Genomic DNA, 20,966 nt, shown 5'->3' with positions numbered 1-20,966 from the left:
ACAAGGGATACCGCGGCCATGACGCACAGAACCCGCGCCGCGTCTTCATCTCCGGCCAGAAGCGCGGCGTCTTCGGCACTATCAAGCGCCAGCTGCGGCGCCGCTCCGCTATCGAGCCCGTGATCGGCCATTTGAAGGCTGACGGACACCTCGGCCGCTGCTACCTCAAAGGCCGCGCCGGCGATACCGCCAACGTCATCCTCTCCGCCGTCGGTTACAACTTCCGCCGCATCCTCGCCTGGCTAAGGGCTCTTTGGTACCTCTTCCTGGCTGCCTTCTTCTCAGTCACCAGCCACCGCACACCACTCAAATCGGCTTCTTAACCGACGACGAGTATAGTTGCGTGGAACGTATCTCGACGTGCTCTTCGCGCCGTCTTTGCTGCGCTAGGCGGCCTTGGGGAAGGCTCACAGTCAGAAGAGCTCCTGCGCGGAGAAGATGGTACGCAGACTGAGCCGGCCGGCGTAGTCTTCGCCGAGCTGCTAGTGCCTGGTGCGCTCTGTGACAGCAATGCACGAGCCAATAGATCGAATTGGCGGCGTCGTAATAACTTTACGAGGCGCGGCCAAGATCCGCCCGGCCGTCGAAAGGAGGCCGGGCATTTTGCACGCAGATTATGTGGGGTATCTGGAGGCAAAGGTCTTCCGGGCGATCTGATGAGGCCCAAGAGTTCATGAGGAGCAAAGGAGCAGCCTGAGATAGGGCGTGAAGGAGCTACGGAGCGATTGCTGCCCCCCAATAGACAAGGAGGATAGAAGCTGTGACGGGCGGCGCGGTGAACAGGAGCTCGTCCCACAGAGCTTTTCGCCCGACGAAATGAACAAGACTCAAGCAATTGGTTCGAAAATGCGTTCCGGAGAGCTCTTGGGCTGAGCAGAGCTCTTTCGTTGTTGAAAATAGTATGCTTGCTGCAACGAGACCGAGCTAAGCAAGCGCGCGAACCTGTCGAATCCTGTCCGGGAGGAGGATCACCCTGAGCACCAGCCTACGGAGATTGAACGGAGCCGGGAGTGCCGAGTACCGCGAGCCTCGCGGCGGCAACGTTGGTCCTGATCAACGCGGCTAGCGGGCGGAGCACGTCACAAGGATCAATAAGCCAAAGTAAGAAATGGACCGCTGGTGATGCCGGCCGATTTCGGGGAGTTCATTCCAGTAGATCGTACGAGCTCGAGATAGGATTTCAACATGCAGGTCTTGAACCCTGCTTGAGCGAACTCGCGGGTGACGAGCCTAAAAAAGCGGACCAACCAATTAGACTGGAGCGCGCGGACCCGGCCTCTCGGAGTTCTAATTACAGGCGCAGCGTGCTCGGCGCCAAGAAGCTGATCGATGTCGTGTCGCGTGAGAAGTGCGCAGATTGGACATGAGGTTGGCGGTCTTCTGGATTAGGTGTGCCCCCCGTCGCGATTCTCCTGCAGTGCGGCATCGAGGCACTCGATCAGCGTATGTCCGGCGAAGGGCTTGGCCAGAAAGCCAATCGCTCCCGCGTCCAGGGCTGAGGCGCGCACGCGGTCGTTCGGGAACGCAGTAATGAAAATGAACGGCACACCGTGACCTCTCGCCCGCATTTCTGCCAACAGGTCCAAGCCGCTCATAACCGGCATCTGCAGATCCGAAATTACGCAGGAGGTTTCGTTCAATCGCGGTGACCTCAAGAAGTCCTCGGCCGACGCAAACGTTTGGACGATGTAGCCACGCGATTTCAGAAGGTTCTCTGTCGCCGCGCGGACCGACGCGTCGTCGTCAACGACAGATATTAAAGGCGTGGACAAGACGTGCCCTCCGGACGCGGGAATGGCGGCTGCCGCAGCATTAGCCACCCTCGGCGAAAAGTGGGCTTGAGTGTTGAAATTGTAAAATCATACTTAGGTTTGTTCGGGCCGATTTGCGCGGATGCTCAGCGTCTCAGTCATTCTGATCAAATCCGCGAGCGACCGGGCGCGCATCTTTTTCATTACGTGTCCCCGGTAGATCTTGACCGTAATCTCGGCGAGCCTCAGCTCGGCGGCTATCTGCTTGTTCATCAGGCCGGTAGCGACCAGCTTCATCACCGCCTGCTCGCGCGGGCTTAAGGTGTTAAATAGAGCCTGCAGTTCCGCGACGGTCTGCTCAGCCTTCCGTCTTTTGCGATCACGTTCGGTCGCGGCGACCACGGCGTCAAGCAGCTCCTGATCGCGAAACGGTTTGGTGAGAAAATCGACGGCTCCGCCTTTCATGGCCCTGACGCTCATGGGAATGTCGCCATGGCCGGTGATGAAGATGATCGGAATATGAATGTTCAACCGCGCCAGGTCAGCCTGGAACTCAAGTCCACTCAGACCTGGCAGCCGGATATCAAGAACCAGGCAGCTAACAACATCGGGAAGCCCGCTCTGTAGCATTTCGCGGGCCGATCCGAATGCAACGACGTCCAGGCCGACCGATTGAAAAAGGTTCGTTAGCGACCGACGCATCGAGGTGTCATCTTCGACAACGAAGACTGTCGCATTTGCCGACGCTTCAGCTTTGCTGCCTTCGCGCGGGGGGGAAGGGCGTTCGCTCACGGCACGAGCTCCTTGTGCAACGGTAGGTCAAACCGAAAGCTCGCTCCCGGCCCCTGCTTGCGAACGACTGAAAGGCGCCCTGCATGAGCTTCCACAATCGAGCGGCAGATCGAAAGGCCCATGCCAAGGCCACTCGACTTTGTCGTGAAGAAGGGGTCTAATACTCGGTCGGTATCATCTTCAGCGATCCCGACGCCGCAATCCGTCACGGTAAGCTGCACGTATCCCGTATCGTCCTCCGACGACTGAATCACCAGTTCGCGCGTCCGGTCCGTAACTGCGTCCATGGCTTCGATCCCATTCATCACCAGATTGATAATCACCTGTTGCAGCTGAATCCGATCACCGAGGATTGCGGGCAGCGCTTCCGTCAACTTGGTCTTTAGCGTCACTCGGTGGTTAACCAGCTCACGTGCCACCAGAGCAATAACATCCTTGACTACATCATTGATATCGAGCGGTACCATCTCGATCTCGCCTTTCTTCGCAAGTGCGCGAATGCGACGGATCACCTCGCTTGCCCGGATTGCGTCTTCGATTATCCACTCAACCGAACAGCGAGCGGCGGAAAGATCAGGTGTCTGGCGGCCCATCCAACCGAGGCACGCGTCGGCGTTGCTGATAATCGCGGCGAGTGGCTGGTTGATTTCGTGGGCGATGGAGGTTGTCAGCTCTCCTAGCGTCGTCACACGCGTCACATGCGCAAGCTCCGCCTGCGCCTTTCGGAGCTCTTGTTCGGTTTGATCTCCGCGAATCAAAGCGGTGATGTCGGTGCTGACGCCGCGGTAGCCGAGGAAATTGCCGTTTAAATCAAAAAAAGGCTTGCCGCTCGTCCGGACGTAGATCGGAGATCCCATACGGTTGACAGTGCGGTAGACCAGATCCCGAAACGGAAGATGCGCCTCCAGCGTCGCCCGATGTTGCCGCCACTTCTCAGGTTCTTCCTCGACGTCGCACGCGATGTCCCAGCGAGGCAGGCCCATCAATCCCGTCGCCAATATTCCCGCAGCGCTGGTGTGCTCGGATAAGTGGGTGACCTGATGATCTGGTCCCGTCTCCCAGAGCCAGTCGGAAGCTGTTTCGGCGTAATCGCGAAAGCGCTGCTCGCTTTCGCGCAGCGCGGCAAGTGTGTTTTCCAAGCGTTCCCTAGCGGCGTATTGCTCGGTGACATCCATGTGTGTTCCGATGAGTTCGCGCACATTGCCATCGCTGCCGACCACCACATGCGCGACGGAGTGTATGCGTCTTATCCCGCCATCTGCTAGAAGGATTCGAAAATCATACTCGAAGCGCTCTTCCTTGCCTTCGATAGCCTGGCGCTGCACTTCCTGAAGCCGCGGCAGGTCATCTGGATGAACGCGCGACCGAATGGTCTCGATCGATACAGTCTCTTGCGGTTCAAAGCCAAATAGACGGTCGACCTCAGCGGAGCGATACACAAAGTCGAGACTGTAGAGGTCCCAGGACCAGCTGCCCGTGTGACTGAGACGCTGGGCCTCGGCCAAATAGGCTTCGCTACGGCGTAGCTGCTGTTCTACTTGCCTTGCTGCCGTGATATCCGTCGCTGCGCCGACAAACTCGATGTCACCGGTGGCAGTTCTTGTTGCTCGCGCCCGCGCGTGGATGTGCTTCACCGAGCCGTCCGGCAGCAGCAACCGGTATTCGTGCTCGAAGTCCCTTGGGTCTCGCATCGCTCGATCGATGATCTCTTGGACCGAAGCTTTATCGTCTGGATGGGTACGCTCGACAACCAGTTCCGGCGCAGGAGCCGTCTGCGGGTCCAATTGGAAAATTCGAAAGTTCTCCTTTGACCAAAAGACCTCGCCGGTAGCAACGTTCCAGCCGAAGCTGCCTGTGTGGCTCAACTCCTGCGCCTGAGCCAAATGGGCTTCGCTCCGCTGCAGGGCAAGTTCGGTTCGCTTTCGCTCCGTGACATCTTCGCACGCTATTAGGACAATGGGCTGGTCATCGGCCCAGAGCATGGCTTTAGCGTTTTCACGTACCCACAGTACCGAGCCGTCTTTCCTGATTTTCTGGACATCCCAGGTGTGCGATTGGCCGATATCTTCAAGGCAGGTGCGAACGCATTTGTGAACGAACGCGCGATCTTCCTCGAGAAAGATTCCCAGCACGGATTGGCCGATCAGTTCGTCGCGGGCATAGCCGAGTTGTGTCGCGCCGAAGGTATTGACGTTGAGGACCGTACCGGCTTCATCGAGCATGAAGTACATGGCCGGGTTGTGCTCAAAGATCGCGCGCCACCGTTTTTCGCGATCCTTCAAATCGGCCGCGCCGCGCCGCAGCTGGGCCGCAGCCTCATGCGTAGCCTCTCTTTCCTGGCGGACTCTTCCGATCAGGTGTGTTCCAACGATCGAGACAGTAAGAAATGCGACGACCACCGGAAGAGCTTGGGGGTCGTCAATCCGTAGACTGAACGCCGGCGGCACAAAGCAGTAGGCCAAAGCAGCGATGGCTAAGACGGAAAGCGCGTATGATGCGACAAAGCTGCCGATCAACGAAAACAGCAATATCACCAGCAGATAGACGAGCGCCATCGCGGCGAAATGCGTTTGAAGGTAAAAGGAAGCTAGCGTCACCACCGCCAGCGTTATGCTGCCGAAGGCAAACTGCGTGGCCGAACGTTTGAAATTGCTGATCTGATTATGCATTCTTCGACCGTCCGGCCGTTATGCGGCAGGAGAGCTATAACATTCTAGGCAAAAGTAAGGCAATCCTTTCTGCCCCAGAGACGCACACGAGCATTTCCGGGATCGATTGCTTACGGTTGAACTGAGCACGTACCGAAGAAAGGCGCATTACAAACGTACGTATAGTTGTCCTAAACCATTCAATATCGCGCTGACATGCGTGCAACCGAGCCCGGGCTATCTGTTTTCCTTCGCTATTGAAACGCTCGCGGGCGCGTGAGGCTGCGGCCGAGCACAGCTGCGTGGCGCCAAGGCACATCAAGGTCAGGGTCAGCGGCCACATCAATTCAGCTAAGCGCTGACGCTGAACAATGCGGCAGGCCTTGCCTATGCGGAGAGAGCAGCGAAAAGCTCTGGAGCGCCGTGACGTTACCCTCTGGGATCCATCTCAGGCTGGTGAAGGGGCCAATCTGGTCCACCGTGATCACGTCCATCGCGGTCTCTTCCGCAATGCGCACCGGAACAAGCCAGATGATCGAGTTGCGCCAGCGAGGTCGCCGTCGGACGTGGCGGGTTCATCAGTAGCCACGTACCAACCGTTTCATGGGCGGACCGGGTACCGTGGACCGTCACGCCGCACAGATTCTGTCATTAACCGTATGCTCTGGCTCGGCAAACCTTGCCCCGGCATTTGGATGGCCAGGAGCTGTACCTCAAAAGGCGCGCCTGGAGATGGCTGCCGAAAACAATGCTCTCTTTTCCCTTTTTATGTGAGGATCTTTCTCAGAGCAGTTGCCTGGACCGCAGCGCAAAGCAGGCGGTCCGAGATCGCGTGAGAAAACGCTCCGGTTTGCAGTTCAGGTCGGCTGCGCCGATCTGAACTGCGAAGAATCACAAGTTTGGGCAACACTCGCGTTCGACGCGTCTTGTAATCACGGATAAAGTCCGTGGCCTACCTCCTTGTGCTTCTAATGTCGATGCTGGTGGAATCGGCGGGCTGGTTGAGCCGGGCGTGCAGCGTCCCGTGCTTGAGTTCGCCTTCCCACCAGGAGACGAACACAGCTGCGATGCCGTTGCCGGTGATATTGGTAAGGGCTCGTACCTCGCTCATGAACTTGTCGATCGAGAACACGATTGCCATGCCCGGCACTAGCGCTGGGTTGACCACCGACAACGTAGCAGCGAGCGTGATGAAGCCCGCGCCGGTGACGCCGCTTGCCCCCTTCGAGGCCAGCATTGCCACGAGTAAGATCGTGAGCTGCTGGCCAAGAGTGAGATCGACCCCGAGCGTCTGGGCAATGAACAAGGTCGCAAGCGTCATATAGATGTTGGTGCCGTCGAGGTTGAAGGAGTAGCCGGTTGGCACCACGAGGCCGACCACGGGCTTGGAGCAGCCCAGCCGCTCGAGCTTCTCCATCAATTGCGGCAGCGCGCTTTCCGAAGACGAGGTGCCGAGCACGATTAGAAGCTCATCCTTGATATAGGCAATGAACTTGAAGATCGAAAAGCCGACAAGGCGCGCGATCAGGCCGAGAACGACCACTACAAATATCGCGGCCGTCGCATAAAATAGCGCGATCAGACCGATCAGATTACCGAGCGCCGCCGGCCCGAACTTGCCGATCGTGAAGGCCATTGCGCCGAACGCGCCGATCGGAGCCGCTTTCATGATGATAGCGATCACGCCGAACACCGCGTGCGCAACGTCGTCAATCATGCCGCGCAGCCGCGCTCCACGCTCTCCCAGCGCCATCAGCGAAAAGCCAAACAGGATCGCGAACAGGAGCACCTGCAGAACATCGCCGCGAGCCAGGGCGCCGACCACGGTATCGGGAATGATATTGAGAAAGAAATCGACGGTTTTCGAGGCTTCCGCCTGCTTGACGTAATTGGCGACTGCCGCAGCATCGGGTTTGACGGCAAGGCCACGGCCGACTTGAACCAGATTGCCCATGACAAGGCCCAACACCAAGGCAAAGCTGGAGACGATTTCGAAGTATACCAGCGCCTTGACGCCGACGCGCCCGACTTTCTTTGCGTCCTGAATATGCGCGATGCCGGATGCAACGGTGCAGAAGATGATCGGCGCGATCACCATCTTGATCAGCTTGATGAAGCCGTCACCGAGCGCCTTGACCCAGTCGTTGGTCGCGACCGATGGCCACTGCCATCCGACGATGGCGCCAATCACGATAGCGATCAACACTTGGACGTAGAGAATTTTATACCAGGTTTGCGACGCGCGCGCAGGCGCCGCAGTTGCCATGGTGGTCATGACGCTTCCTTCCCGAATTCCCTCGAATGTGAGCCGCCGCGTCGTGAGAGCCGACGGCATCATACGAGGCTGTCCTTTTAGCCGTAGCCGTGTCCGATTGAAGACGGTTCCGGGAGCCGGCGCGTCATTCCAAAGGCAGGCATTCAGTCACGTTATCTTTTTCGGCAAGCAAGATTTGCACCAGACGCTAATCTGCGGCCGATCAAACCAGGCATAAGCCGTCTATCTCTTGATGAGGTTATCTGAATGCTCGGACCTGCGTTCGCATGTTCGAATGGAAGGCGTTGCGCTGGGTGGCGTATCTCTTGCTCTGGCAGGGCACGTAGGCCGAGTCGCGTCTCAGCGTTGAAGCTTAGCGTGATCGGAATGTGTCGAGTGCCGAGTTGATGCAACAGTGCGTTGCATTGGTAAAATCGATTGTTTGGATCGCAGGTATCCACGCGATGGAAGCTTGGCGACATCTGAGCGTCAGATCGAGATTCTTTTTGGGCGCGTTATCTCTGCTTGGCGGGCCGCACGCTCAAGAAGCACCGGACATATGGCGCAGGGCCAACGTATCGACGAATTTGGCGGTCGCGTCATCTACGCACTGGATGAGCTGAAAGCGTGGGCCGATCTCGCTGTCAGGGCGTCAACGTCCGATCCCGTAAAGGCATTGTTGCTGCCGGCCAAGAATCGCCCAAGGCTGCGCCCTATGCACGCCAGGAGTCATGGTGATCGCCGCATGAGAATAGCGACGATGCAGGACTGAGATGCAGCAGGATGTGCCGTCTGGCGATGTCCCGGGAGTTTGACCAAGCTGATGCCTCTCCATCGCCGGCCGGGATATATAGGGTTGATAAAATCGAATCTTGTATACATGCTGTCATTCCGACGACGATTTTGACTGCAAAAATTTCTCATAATGAGCATATTTCCCACGAAATCTCGAATTAGTGTATACACTAAAGCCGCATGAGCGATTGCTTTCCGACCAATGCCTGTACGCGGCCGCTTGGGATGCCGAGGTCAAGCAGGCGCTGTTGCCGCGCACGATCTGCGGCAGGCACGCCGTAATGTATCGGCGGGGGCGCTGGAGGATGCCTGTTGGCATCGGTTGGTGCCGCTCTCAAAAGGGCGCCTTGAGGGCGACAGCGTTGTCTGCGGCTATCATGGGCTGAAATTCAATGCGCAGGGGCGCTGCACCTTCATGCCCTCGCAAGAGACAATCAATCCCTCCGCATACGTGCGTGCCTATCCCCTAGTCGAGCGCAATCGCTTCATCTGGCTGTGGATGGGCGATCTGGCGCTGGCTGACCCAGATTTGGTGCCGGACATGCACTGGAACGACGATCCTGCTTGGGTCGGTGATGGTGAGACCATTCACCTCAAATGCGACTATCGTTTGGTCGTCGACAATCTCATGGACCTGACGCACGAGACTTTTGTGCACGGGGCCAGTATTGGCAACGACGCCATCGCGGAAGCGCCGCTTGACGTCACGCACGGCGAGAAGACTGCCACAGTAACGCGCTGGATGAAGGGGATTACCCCCGCCGCCGTTCTGGTCGAAACAGTTGCAAAAGCCTGGTCGGGTGGACCGCTGGCAAATCATTCGTTTCGAGGCGCCGTGCACCATCAATATCGACGTCGGGGTGGCGCCCGCCGGAACAGGCGCGCCCGAAGGCGATCGCTCGGCGGGTGTCAATGGTATGGTTCTCAACACCATCACGCCCGAAACGGAGACGACCTGCCATTATTTCTGGGCATTCGTACGTAATTACCGCTTAAGCGAACAGCGTCTGACCACCGAACTCCGCCAAGGCGTTTCCGGCATCTTCCGAGAGGATGAGCTTATTCTCGAGGCGCAACAGCGCGCCATCGACGAACATGCCGATCGGGTCTTCTACAACCTCAACATCGACGCTGGCGCGATGTGGGCACGCCGCCTGATAGATCGCATGATCGACGCGGAAATCCGCCGCAGCACCGGCAAGCCGCGGAGTAGGACATGGCCGAGCGTGACAGCGATCGCTCTGTCTCACAGACGGTGCGTGCCCAGCTCAGTTTGCGCGATCTGATTCTGTCGGGTGATTTGCGGCCCGGCGAACGGATCTCCGAATTGCAGGCTGTGGGGGCGACCGGCGCCTCGCGCACTCCGGTGCGAATGGCGCTGGTTCGACTGCAGGAGGAAGGGCTTTTGGAAGCGATCTCTTCCGGCGGTTTCATGGTAAAGGCATTCTCCGAGCGTGATGTCGTGGACTCGATCGAACTGCGCGGCACGCTCCAGAGGCTGGCCGCACGCGTTGCCGCCGAGCGCGGTGTTTCGTTGCGCGATCTCGAACCCGCGTCGAGACTTTCTCCTCCTACGTCGCGCTCAACGCGCGCTTTCACGCGCTGCTGACGGAATTGTCGCGCATCCGCCCTTGATCAGGCAGGTCGATCGCGCGTCCGCATTACCGTCCGCCTCGCCTAGCGGCTTTGTGATGATACAATCGACACTGCCGGATGCGCGCCACACACTCCTAATTGCGCAGGATCAACACCGCGTCGTAATCGACGCAATCGAAAATCGAGAAGGCGCGCGGGCCGAAGCAATCATGCGGGAGCACGCGCAAGTGGCGGCGCGCAATTTGCGCTTGGTGCTCAAGAACAAGACGCATTCCGACCTGCTGCCGGGACTGGCGCTCATTAGGATGGCAGGCGATTGAAGGGAGCTGCATGCGGTTCATTGAAAGCTGGATACCCGCAACCCTCGTTGCGACATGCGATCTGACGCCTTCGATCCGCGAGCTGCTGATCAAGCCGGACAACTTTGATAGCGCGGCCTATCCGGTGGGCAGCCATATCAATGTCGCCGTCACTGTCGATGGACACGGCCGGAGACGCGGTCCTACTCCTTGGTCGGCGAAGTCGACCGGGCGGGCTATGGCATTGCGGTGCGGCGCGTGGAGGCTCGCGCGGCGGCTCGCAGTACATGTGGTCGCTCGCGCCGGGCGCGCGGCTGACCATTACATTGCCGGTCTCACTGCTGTCGATAGACTGGGCGCGCCGGCACTACTGCCTAATCGCCGGGGGCATCGGTATTACGCCACAAATAGGGGCAGCTCAGGCGATAGCCCGCCGCGATAGCCAATTCACTTTACATTATGCCGTGCCTTCTCGTGATCAAGCCGTCTATCTGGATGTCCTCGTCCCCTTGCTGAACGAGAGACTTAATATCCATGCAAGCAACGAAGGGCGTCGGCTCGATTTCGATGACTTGTTCGCCCCGCTGCCGCCTGACGCCTTGACACTCTTGTGTGGTCCGATGCGGATGCTCGATACGGCGCGCCGGGCTTGGACCGGCGCAGGGCGCGCACTATCGGACCTACGCCACGAGACCTTCGGTTCGAGTGGCTCGCTGCCGACTGAAGGTTTCCGGGTGTGCCTTGCAGATCCTGCCATCGAGCTAGTGATTCCGCGCGATCGCTCGTTGCTCGATGTACTCAATGAAGCTGGTTACGACGTGATTGCGGATTGCCGGCGCGGGGAGTGCGGCGTCTGTGCGATCGATCTCGTCAACATCGACGGTGAACTTGACCACCGCGACGTCTTCTTCAGCGAGCAGCAAAAGCGCGCGAACGCAAGATCTGTGCATGTGATTCTCGCGCTCACGGCACGATCACCCTCGATATACTACATCGCCTGGACACGATATAGGCTCGTTGCAGCGCTTGTTTCGGCAGTGGGTCCTAGTCCAGCGCTCGGAACAACTGGCGCATGACCACGCATGGGACTGTGGCGCGGTTGCCGGCCGTCATGCCTGCTAGCGTTTAAGGAACGGCTAACCAATTCTTCGAAGCAGGAGATGCACGCGAGGATTTCCGTCGAGTATCCGGAACGTTATGAGACCCCAAGGGCATCTCGCGCACGTCAACTCTGCAGTTTCATTGTGCGGCGCTGTCCGCTCGAGGACAATGATGCCAGAAAGCTGACAGAGCGTTAGGTCCACTCCACAGCAATGCCCATCTATGCGCGTTTTTCCTCACGTTGAGCACGGAGTGCATCACATTTGGCAAGCGGCACAGACATTGCTGGACGACAAGACAGGAGCTGCTGCCGTCAGACTGGGTGAAGCGGCCCTGTCACAGGAGTCTCCGATGAGGCCTGCGATTTCCGCCCTCTTGCCCTCTCTCGCAGAAATGACGCGCGTCAATATGGCACCCCTCATCAAGTTCCTCATGCCGACGGATAGGCTTGCCGGATTGTCAAAGCGGGCGAGGTGGTCCGAAGCCATGTTGAATGTCATAGCGGGCACTGAGCTATACAGCCAGGCCACGCAAGCTCCAACATTTCTGGCGTTTCGCTCGGGCGACCGCGGTCGCCCGGCTCGGCTGCTTGAGGGCGGCCTCGCGCCTCCGGAAAGCCACTTCGCCTCTCTGGCGAGTTCGGCTTCGAACGTTGTGAATCGTGCGTGCAAGCCGTCGTCGTTCTCCGTGCCGTCGATCTGCAGGCGCGTCGTCGCCGCAAAAGGGACGAGTGGGCCGGACACCGCAGATGCATTCGCAATGGGGAAGGCGGCGCGGCCGAAGCTAGTACAGTGTGCGTCGATCCCACAGATTGATCGATTGATTCAGACCGGAGATTCTGAATCGCCGCTAAAAGGGAACGATGTGAGAACGCGCCGGCGGTTAGCAAAGGACCTTGTGAACCGACCTGGCAGGATGCCTCGCTTCTGGAGGTTGGATCCGGCCAAAAGGCGCTGCATGCCAAATCCTTCAGCAAGCCGGACGTGCAGGCGATCGCTCTGCCGATATGGCAACGTGCTCTCACCGTGGAGCTGACGCACATGGATACCTTTTCGGCCGAGATCTGGCAATCCGTTGCGCTCACGATCGAGCTCGCCAGCATGACGACGATGATCCTTTTGGTTGTTGGCGCGCCACTCGCGTGGTGGCTGGCACGTTCAAAGACGGTTTTGAGCAAGGCGGTGGCGACGATCATCGCGCTGCCGCTGGTGCTGCCTCCGACGGCGCTTGGTTTCTGCGTACTCGTCCTGCTCGGCCCGAACAGACCGGGTGGCTTTCTCGCCTCTTTCTGGGGCGAGCACACGCTCGCCTTTACCTTTGCAGGAATTGTAGTCGGATCGGTCCTCTCAGCGCTCCCTTTGGTGGTGCAGCCGATCCATAATGCCTTTATTGCGATAGGCGGGGGACCGCTCGTCAATCAGCGTGCTTCTCCATTGTATGCCTTCATTACTATCGGTCTGCCGTTGGTGCGACTGGAGTTTCTCAAGGCTGCCTTGGTTGGCTTTGCTCATTCGATCGGCACCTTCGGCGTAGTGATGATGATCGGCGGCAACATTCCTGGGCGCACCAAGGTGTTGTCAGCTTATGTCATTGACTATGTGCAAGCATCGCGCTGGAGCGAGGCAAGTTGGATTGCCGGCGGTATGGTGATGTTTGCCTTTGCCGTCATTTTTATTCTAACCTTCATCGACAAACGCTGTGCCAGAAGAGGCACATGAGGGCACCAGCCCTGATTGAATCCGCTTCGGTATGACGGCCAGACATGTCCGATCGTGAGCGAGCAGCAGCATTGCAAGCCGGATCCGGTCATCCGTTATGGCCGCGGCTGCCGCTGGAATCGGCTTTAATTCGCCGCACGTCGCGCCTCTGCCCGAGGCTAGGGCTTGACGTCGGAGTTCCAAGAGCCGCCTTGCCAAACTGGAGGAGCTCTGCGCTCGCCAGATCGTTGGCAAGTGCGTGCCGGCGCGGGTTGCATCGCCTGAGGCGGCAAGCTCATCCACTAAAAGGCATACGGGCAATTCGATCCCTGCGAAAGCAACATCGATGCGCTTCGAAGCGATATTCGCAGTCGCGTCCGTCGCCAAACCGATAATGGCGATTGCCTATTACGCTGATGCGGCAAGTTGCCTACCCCTGCAGGCCGAGATTACCGCTCACTACCCGGACTTCGCAAAAACATGAAAGTAGAGGGGGGGCAGCCTGACGGTTGATCAAAAATTCGAACGCCGAGGGCGCCATAGATCAGCCTCACTTATGGCGCGCCCGGATAGCTCGGATCAAGCAGCGCGTCTTCATCCGGATTTCGTAGCTCCGCCGGTCAAGAGCGATGAACAGGCTTTCATCGAAGCCATACTAAGCTGCCGACTGCCCCATCTTCTCGACCGATGTGCTCGGGATTGTCGTCGAAAAGTCAGCGAACAGCGATTGTGACAGTATCCTGCGAACAGCCCGTGGAGGCTGATCGAAACGCAAGATGCCACGTTCCATTTGTCGGGATCGCAACGCGAGCGCCCCGCGCGTCAATTTCTAGACGCCCCTCTGACAGGAAAGCCACAGAACTCGAGCTCCTCGAAAGTCCGACGAAGTTTGACTGCGGGGGAGTTTGCGTATTTGCGACAGTCCATGACGATGTGCGGTTTGGACAAATGCTGCTAAACGGCAGGACCTCGATGGGCAACGCTTTCGAGATCTCAAGACGGCGCATCACATAATCTCCAACGACTTTGCGGGATTGGGACTCGGAGCGGCTGTGCGCGAATGAAAGGGCTCCTCGGCGCTTCCAGGCAATTCAGGTAAGTTGACCTGGACTAGCGCCGCTGGATGAGAGCTTTGAAGGTCCAGACTCCGATTATAGATCCTGTGAAAGTGCTCGCGCAGCAAGCGCCCACTGAATGAAAGATGCATCGGATCGATCCGCCCCGACGGATCATTAGCACGAATGGCGGACAACGCGTAGCTTGTGCCTCGCGAGCTCGGTTCGCTCATCCCTACCGATAATCGCGAAGCGGCGGCGCGTATCTGCCGAGTGTGCTCCCATGCGGTGGCCTGTTTCTTGCTGTCGAGGTCAGTAATTGTTACGGCCGACAAGTCACTTGGAAGGGGCCATGGGCGGGGCATCGGAAACTTTCTACAGCGTGATCAGACGTCAGGGTATCACGCGTCGTAGTTTCCACAAATTCTGCAGTTTGACAGCCGCGAGCTTCGGACTCGGTTCGCTCGCCGCAAGCGGTATTGCTTCCGCCTTAGAGACCAAGCCGCGTGTGCCGGTCATCTGGATGCACGGGCTCGAGTGCGCCTGCTGCTCGGAAAGCTGTATCCGATCGGCTCATCCGTTGATTAAAGACACGCTGCTATCGATGATTTCGCTCGACTATGACGACACGATCATGGCGGCGGCAGGACACCAGGCCGAAGCCATCCTGGAGGAAACCCGTGCCAAGTACAAGGGCAAGTATGTGCTTGCCGTGGAAGGCAATCCGCCGCTGAACGAAGGGGGCATGTTCTGCATAGACGGCGGCAAGCCGTTCGTTGAAAAGCTCAGGTCGATGACGGAAGAGTCCATGGCGATCGTCGCTTGGGGCACGTGTGCGTCCTCGGGCTGCGTGCAAGCGGCCGAGCCCAATCCGACTGGGGCGGTGCCGATCGATAAGGTGATCAGCAACAGGCCGATCATCAAGGTGCCCGGGTGCCCGCCCATCGCAGAGGTCATGACCGGCCTGGTGACCTTCATGACCGCGTTCGGAAAGCTGCCGCAGCTCGATCGCCAGGGACGCCCCAAGATGTTTTATTCCGAGCGCATTCACGACAAGTGCTATCGGCGTTCCCATTTCGACGCTGGCCAATTTGTCGAGGAGTGGGACGATGAGGGCGCACGCAAGGGCTATTGCTTATACAACATGGGCTGCAAGGGGCCGACCACTTACAATGCCTGTTCGGCCGTTCGGTGGAACGGCGGCGTGTCATTCCCGATTCAATCTGGCCACGGCTGCTTGGGCTGCTCCGAAGACGGCTTTTGGGACAAGGGTTCATTTTACGACCGACTCACGACCATCAAGCAGTTCGGCATTGAGAAGAACGCCGATCAGATTGGCATGGCCGCTGCCGGCGTTGTTGGGCTGACCGTCGCTGCGCATGCGGCGGTCACGGCTGTGAAACGGTTGACCCACAAGCCGGATCGCGCAGCTGACAAAAGTAAGCCGAGTTGAGGGGAAGGTGACGGTGGCTGTCCAGACACCAAATGGGTTCAATCTCGATCCTTCTGGCAAGCGAATTGTCATCGATCCGCTGACCCGCATCGAAGGCCACCTGCGCGTCGAGGCCAATGTTGATTCTGATAATGTGATCCGCAATGCGGTCTCGAGCGGGACGATGTGGCGTGGCATCGAAGTCATCCTGCGCGGGCGCGATCCGCGGGACGCCTGGGCCTTCACCGAGCGGATTTGCGGTGTCTGCACCGGCACCCATGCGCTCACCTCCGTGCGCGCCGTTGAAAATGCGCTAGGGATCGCCATTCCGGAGAATGCCAACTCGATACGCAATATCATGCAACTGTGTCTGCTTGTGCATGATCACCTGGTGCATTTCTACCACTTGCACGCGCTCGATTGGGTTGACGTGATGTCCGCGCTCAAGGCCAATCCCAAGTCGACGTCGGCGCTGGCGCAGTCTATCTCGCCCTGGCCGCTGTCGTCCCCTGGCTACTTTAAGGATTTTCAGATCAGGCTCACTAAGTTCTTCGGATCCGGGCAACCCGGTCCGTTCAAGAATGGCTATTGGGGGCATCCGGCCTACAAGCTTCCACCGGAAGCGAATCTGATGGCCGTGGCGCATTATCTGGAGGCGCTCGATTTCCAGAAAGAAATCGTCAAGGTCCAAGCGGTCTATGGGGGCAAGAACCCGCATCCGAACTGGCTGGTCGGCGGCGTGCCCTGCGCGATCAATATCGACGGAACTGGCGCGGTGGGTGCGATCAATATGGAGCGGCTTAGCTTAGTGTCCTCGATCATCGATCGTTCGATCGAGTTTGTCGAGCAGGTCTATCTGCCGGACATTGCAGCGATCGCCTCGTTCTACAAGGACTGGCTGCATGGCAGCGGGCTTTCGGGCAAAGGTGTGATGTCCTATGGCGACATCCCCGAAAATGCCAACGACTGTTCCGCGAAAAGTCTCAAGCTGCCGCGCGGCGTCATTCTTGATGGCGATCTCAGCGAGGTGTTGCCGATCGACCATGGTGATCCCGAGCAGATCAGGAATTCGTCGCCCATTCATGGTATAAATATCCCGGTGGGGTCTGCGGACTGCATCCTTGGGATGGCATCACCGAGCCAAGTTTTCAGCTTGGGGCAAAGGTCAAAGGCAGCAAGACAGATATCAAGGAGCTCGATGAAGGCGGCAAGTATTCCTGGATCAAAGCGCCGCGTTGGCGCGGCCACGCGGTCGAGGTCGGGCCGTTGGCGCGATACATCATCGGTTGTGCGCAAGGCAAAGCCGAGTTCAAGGAGCCGGCCGAGAAACTGCTCAAGGGGCTTGACGCTCTTGAACACCGAGGTGAGCGTTGACCGCGCCAGTCACCGATGCAGCAGTGACCGGCAGCGTCACATCCGCATTGATCGCGGCGGCGATAGCGTCGGCGATCTCGGGGATGCTGAAGCGCAACAAGAATATCACGCGACAGGACATCGAGCCCGATGATGACGAGTCGCATTCCGACTTCATGGATCGATGCATCGACGAACTCGGCGATGCCGAGGAGTGCCAGATTATCTGGGACAATCGCGCCGCCGATGGCATCCGCTACAAGACGCATGCCGCCAAGGTCAACGGTCTCGAGTTCGTGCTCTCCGATGAAACGCCGGATCGCATGGACGATGTCATCATGTCGGACGGCTGGGACCTCACGAACTTCAAGCGCAATCCGATTGCGCTGTTCGGCCATCAAAGCAGCTTCCCGATTGGCAAGTGGAAGAATGTCCGCGTCGTAGACAAGGAGCTGCGCGGTGTTCTGGAGCTGGCCCCGGAAGGCACTTCCGACCGCATCGATGAGATCAGGCGGCTGATCGATGCCGACATCCTTCGCGCTGTCAGCGTCGGCTTCAAACCGAAAGAGAGCAAGCCGCGACCGGGGGCCGACTTCGGCCTGTTCTTCACCAAAAGCGAGCTGGTCGAGACCAGCGTCGTCTCCGTGCCCGCGAATCCGAATGCGCTCGCGGTCGCCAAGTCTCTGAGAATTTCCCCCGCGACTATCGACCTCGTCTTTGCCGGGAAAAGCACCAAGGACGGGATCAAGCGGCGCGGGATCACCGGCGGGCAAGCCGACACCCCATCGTTTGGTAGAAAGGGCACGACAATGTCGTTTGCTCAAAGGATCGCTAACTCCGAGCAGCGGCTCGTCGCATTGCGCGACCAGCTTGCTGCGCACTGGGAGAAGACCGACGAAACCAATGTCAGCGACGAGCAGCTGAAGATCGCCAATGATCTGAACGAGAAGATCGAGCGCGAAGAGAAAACGCTCGAAGCCCTGCGCGGTGCCGAGAAGACTCTCGGCGAGTAGTCTGATGATGGTGGCCGCACCATCGTGGTGCAGCGTGGCAGCACAGCAGTTCGGCCCCATGCTGAGCCGCTGCGCCCGCTCTCGGTGCAGCGCAAGAAGATCGAGCCGCAGGAGCTGCTGGTCCGCTTGGGTGTGGTCCAGCTGCTGGCGCATCAGCAGCGCAAGCCGGTCGATCTCATCATGCGCGAGGTCTATGGCGAGGATGAAGCACTGCGCGCTGTCTACGATTGGGCAGTGAAGGCCGCGACAGCACCCGCAATGGCGACCGTAGTCGGCTGGGCCGCTGAGCTGGTGCAGCAGATGAACATCGGCTTCATGGAAACCTTGATGCCGAAGTCGATCTATCCGCGCCTGTCGGCTGCAGGTCTGAACCTGTCGTTTGGCACCAACGGCAAGATCGTGGTGCCGACGCGGGCACTGACGCCGACCATCGCGGGCTCCTTCGTCGGTGAAGGTCTCCCGATCCCTGTTCGTCAGGGTCTGTTCACTTCGCAGGTGCTGACGCCCAAGAAGATGGCGGTCATCACCACTTGGACGCGGGAGATCAGCGAGCACAGCGTGCCCGCAATCGAAGGCCTGCTGCGCAATGCGATTCAGGAAGATACCGCGATCTCGCTCATAGCGTCCTGATCGACAGCAACCCGGCAACGACGATCCGCCCTGCCGGTATCCTCAACGGCATCACGCCGCTGACGCCGACTGCTGGTGGTGGCTTCAATGCTCTGGTCGGTGACATCAAGCAGATCAGCGGCCAGCTGCTCACCGCGACCAAGGGCAACGTGCGCACGCCGGTCTGGCTGATGAATCCGCAGCAGGTCGACAGCGCTGGTCTCGTCGCAGCTCCCGGCGCGGGCGCTTTCCCGTTCCGCGACGAGATCAGCAACGGCAGGCTCTCGGGCTGGCCGATCATCGGCTCGGGCACGGTCCCGCTTGGCACCGTGATCGCGATGGATGCAGCCGACTACGTTTCGGTCGGCGGCGATGCACCGCGCTTCGAGCTGAGCGATCAGGCCACGCTGCACATGGAGGACACCGCACCGCTCGACATCGTGAGCGGCGCAGCGCCTGGCACGCCTGCCAACCCGGTGAAGTCGATGTTCCAGACTGACAGCATCGCGCTTCGCCTGATCCTGCCCATCAACTGGACCATTCGTCGGCCCGGTGTGGTCTCGGTCGTCAACGGCGTCACTTGGTAAGCGGGGCAAACCCCAGAAGGAGAATCGAAATGACCGACACCGAACGCGAGGCTGCAATCAAAAAGCAGCTGGCCGATCAGAAGTCCGAGCGGGAAGCCGCGCGCACCAAGATGGCCGAGGACATGGCCAACGCGAAGCCGACACCGACGCAGGATGAGAACGATCAGGCGGCGATGGGCCTTCATACTGGCGAGCATGAACCGGACGGCTCTCCCGAGCAGGGTCCGGACGGCAAGCCGATGCCGAAGGGTCAGGAGCATCGCACCCGGCAGGCCGAAGCCGCCAAACCCGCGCAGGGCCGAGGCGACTATTCGACTCGCTCGTCCAACCCGGCTCCTGCAAAGCATGAATGACTGACCTCGCCACCAAGCCTCGCGTGCGGATCAAAGCAGGCCGCAGCAACGCGCTTGTCTCATAAGAGGGCGAGACGCATGCGGAGCCTGGTATCTGCCGGTCAGCGGCGGCTGGTTGCCCGCCGATGTCGGCGATAGCATCAACTGGTGGCAGAACGGCTACAGTGTTCTCTCGGCAACAGCACAGTCGGCAATGGTCGAGGCTTGCGTCTCTGCCTATGCGCAGACCGTTGCGATGTGCCCCGGCGATCACTGGCGGCTGAACGATAAGGGCGGGAGAGATCGGGTCACAACCTCGGCCCTCTCCCGCCTGCTTCGGCATCCGAATGATTATCAATCGATCAGCGACTTCCTGCTGAACGGCACGCGCTCGCTCTATCTCGACGGCAACTGCTATGCGCTGGCGCTGCGCAATGACCGCTTTGAGATCGATGAGCTGCATCTGATGCAGCCGAAGCTCTCCTATCCCCGGCTGGCGCAGACCGGCGATATTTTCTATCAGCTCGGCGGCAACGACATCATCGCCAAGCGGCTCGGCGACGAGACCCTGATCGTGCCGCAGCGCGATGTGCTGCACATCCGGCTGCACAGCATGCGGCAGCGCTTCCCGACCCCGCTGGTCGGCGAGTCGCCGGTTGTCGCGGCCTACAGCGATGTCGGCATGGGCGCGGCCATCGCGCAGCAGCAGCTGTGCTTCTACATGAATGAGGCGCGGCCCTCGGCGGTGCTCTCGACCGATCTGGTGCTCGACAAGGATCAGGTCCAGGCGCTGCGGGATCGCTGGAACGATCAGGCCAAGGGCCAGCATCAGGGCGGCACGCCGATTCTTACCGCAGGGCTGAAGGTGCTGCCGTGGTCGCAGGGCGGCAAGGATGCCGCGACTGCCGAGATGCTGAAGCTGTCAAACGAGCATATCGCGCTCGCCTTCCGCATCCCGCCGCAGGTGCTCGGCATCGGCGGCAACAATCTGTCATCGACCGAGCTGCTGATGCAGAGCTGGATTTCGTCCGGTCTCGGCTTCGCGCTCAACCACATCGAGGAATCCATCGGGCTGCTGTTCGGCTTGAAGGGCCAGCCTGACGAATATGTCGAGTTCGATACTGCGGCGCTGCTGCGTTCGGCGCTGAAGGATCGGATCGAAGCGCTGGCGCGCGGCGTTCAGGGCGGCATCTATGCGCCCAATGAGGCCAGAGCCTTCGAAGGTCTGGATCGAGCAAAGGATGGCGACGAGCCGCGCGTGCAGCAACAGGTGGTGCCTCTCAGCCAGATCGAGGCAACCCCGCCAGCTCCCGCGAGGCCGGTCAAGGCGCGGCCATTGGGCAACTTCAGATAACCCTGCGCTCGCTCTAAAGCTTGGATCGAGGGCTTCTCGTCCACGCATAGCACAATGGCCTTCGCGGGCGGGGCGACGTAGAGGCCAACAACATCGGCGGCTTTGGCCGTAAAGTTCGGGTCGTTGCTCTTGCACCAGGACTTGCGAGCCGCAAGGTCAATCTTGTGGCTACGCAGGAACCGCCAGACATATTGGACATCAACATCGCCCAGCGCCTCGGCCAGCAGCGGGCCAGTCCAGCGCGCAAACCCCTGCGGTGGCGGCTTATGCAGCAGCTTCAGAATCCGCTTGTCGGTGG

Annotated in this window: 11 protein-coding genes and 7 pseudogenes; 13 read left to right on the top strand and 5 right to left on the bottom strand. The window is 59.3% G+C overall.

All coding sequences use genetic code 11. The features are described from left to right. A pseudogene (locus tag K359_RS55010) lies at window positions 1-323 on the top strand (IS5/IS1182 family transposase); the annotation flags it as partial. Between the two features lie 1,062 nt (window positions 324-1,385). On the opposite strand, the gene K359_RS0141945 reads toward K359_RS55010, so the two are convergent. From K359_RS0141945 to dctA, 4 genes are all read right to left on the bottom strand, one after another. Then, complete coding sequence (locus K359_RS0141945) at window positions 1,386-1,772, bottom strand: response regulator transcription factor (RefSeq protein WP_029084517.1); 387 nt, start codon at window positions 1,770-1,772, stop codon at window positions 1,386-1,388. Between the two features lie 93 nt (window positions 1,773-1,865). Continuing rightward, window positions 1,866-2,543, bottom strand: a complete 678-nt coding sequence (locus K359_RS0141940; RefSeq protein ID WP_029084516.1) for a response regulator transcription factor — start codon at window positions 2,541-2,543, stop codon at window positions 1,866-1,868. After that, entirely contained in the window at window positions 2,540-5,212 is a 2,673-nt protein-coding gene (locus K359_RS0141935; RefSeq protein ID WP_029084515.1) for a PAS domain S-box protein, read from the bottom strand. The genes K359_RS0141940 and K359_RS0141935 overlap by 4 nt, the downstream gene beginning before the upstream one ends. Before the next feature lie 931 nt (window positions 5,213-6,143). Next, window positions 6,144-7,466, bottom strand: coding sequence for a C4-dicarboxylate transporter DctA (dctA, locus tag K359_RS0141925; protein WP_029084514.1), 1,323 nt, complete (start codon window positions 7,464-7,466; stop codon window positions 6,144-6,146). 489 nt (window positions 7,467-7,955) lie between these two features. Here dctA and K359_RS65055 point away from each other — a divergent pair. The 12 genes and pseudogenes from K359_RS65055 to K359_RS54980 all read left to right on the top strand — a co-directional run. Next, window positions 7,956-8,217, top strand: a pseudogene (locus K359_RS65055) (DNA-binding protein); the annotation flags it as partial. A 203-nt stretch (window positions 8,218-8,420) separates the two neighbouring features. Further along, window positions 8,421-9,453 (top strand): annotated as a pseudogene (locus tag K359_RS55000) (Rieske 2Fe-2S domain-containing protein). Window positions 9,454-9,456: 3 nt separating this feature from the next. After that, window positions 9,457-10,156 (top strand): annotated as a pseudogene (locus K359_RS54995) (GntR family transcriptional regulator). Window positions 10,157-10,166: 10 nt separating this feature from the next. After that, window positions 10,167-11,147 (top strand): annotated as a pseudogene (locus K359_RS59840) (2Fe-2S iron-sulfur cluster-binding protein). Between the two features lie 1,129 nt (window positions 11,148-12,276). Beyond that, on the top strand, window positions 12,277-12,954 hold the full coding sequence (locus K359_RS0141890) for a molybdenum ABC transporter permease (RefSeq protein ID WP_029084512.1): 678 nt from the start codon (window positions 12,277-12,279) through the stop codon (window positions 12,952-12,954). A 1,386-nt stretch (window positions 12,955-14,340) separates the two neighbouring features. Then, on the top strand, window positions 14,341-15,441 hold the full coding sequence (locus K359_RS0141880) for a hydrogenase small subunit (RefSeq protein ID WP_029084511.1): 1,101 nt from the start codon (window positions 14,341-14,343) through the stop codon (window positions 15,439-15,441). A gap of 13 nt (window positions 15,442-15,454) precedes the next feature. Beyond that, window positions 15,455-16,767: pseudogene (locus K359_RS54990) on the top strand (nickel-dependent hydrogenase large subunit); the annotation flags it as partial. 110 nt (window positions 16,768-16,877) lie between these two features. Further along, window positions 16,878-17,786 (top strand): HK97 family phage prohead protease, encoded by a 909-nt coding sequence (locus K359_RS59835; protein WP_166209472.1) that lies wholly within the window; start codon window positions 16,878-16,880, stop codon window positions 17,784-17,786. A gap of 24 nt (window positions 17,787-17,810) precedes the next feature. After that, window positions 17,811-18,416 (top strand): hypothetical protein, encoded by a 606-nt coding sequence (locus tag K359_RS59830; protein ID WP_156928975.1) that lies wholly within the window; start codon window positions 17,811-17,813, stop codon window positions 18,414-18,416. After that, the gene (locus K359_RS63685) at window positions 18,317-18,982 is read left to right on the top strand and encodes a hypothetical protein (RefSeq protein ID WP_166209469.1); all 666 of its coding nucleotides are present in this window, start codon (window positions 18,317-18,319) and stop codon (window positions 18,980-18,982) included. The genes K359_RS59830 and K359_RS63685 overlap by 100 nt, the downstream gene beginning before the upstream one ends. A gap of 29 nt (window positions 18,983-19,011) precedes the next feature. After that, complete coding sequence (locus K359_RS0141865; RefSeq protein ID WP_029084510.1) at window positions 19,012-19,335, top strand: hypothetical protein; 324 nt, start codon at window positions 19,012-19,014, stop codon at window positions 19,333-19,335. 193 nt (window positions 19,336-19,528) lie between these two features. Continuing rightward, window positions 19,529-20,668 (top strand): phage portal protein, encoded by a 1,140-nt coding sequence (locus tag K359_RS54980; protein ID WP_051346710.1) that lies wholly within the window; start codon window positions 19,529-19,531, stop codon window positions 20,666-20,668. On the opposite strand, the pseudogene K359_RS59820 reads toward K359_RS54980, so the two are convergent. Then, window positions 20,632-20,966 (bottom strand): annotated as a pseudogene (locus K359_RS59820) (IS630 family transposase); the annotation flags it as partial. The gene K359_RS54980 and the pseudogene K359_RS59820 sit on opposite strands and share 37 nt — an antisense overlap.

Source organism: Bradyrhizobium sp. th-b2, from assembly GCF_000426785.1.
In the GTDB taxonomy this organism is placed as follows: Bacteria; Pseudomonadota; Alphaproteobacteria; order Rhizobiales; family Xanthobacteraceae; genus Bradyrhizobium; species Bradyrhizobium septentrionale.
Note: the sequence above shows the minus strand (reverse complement) of the source record. Positions and strands in the feature narration are given on the sequence as shown.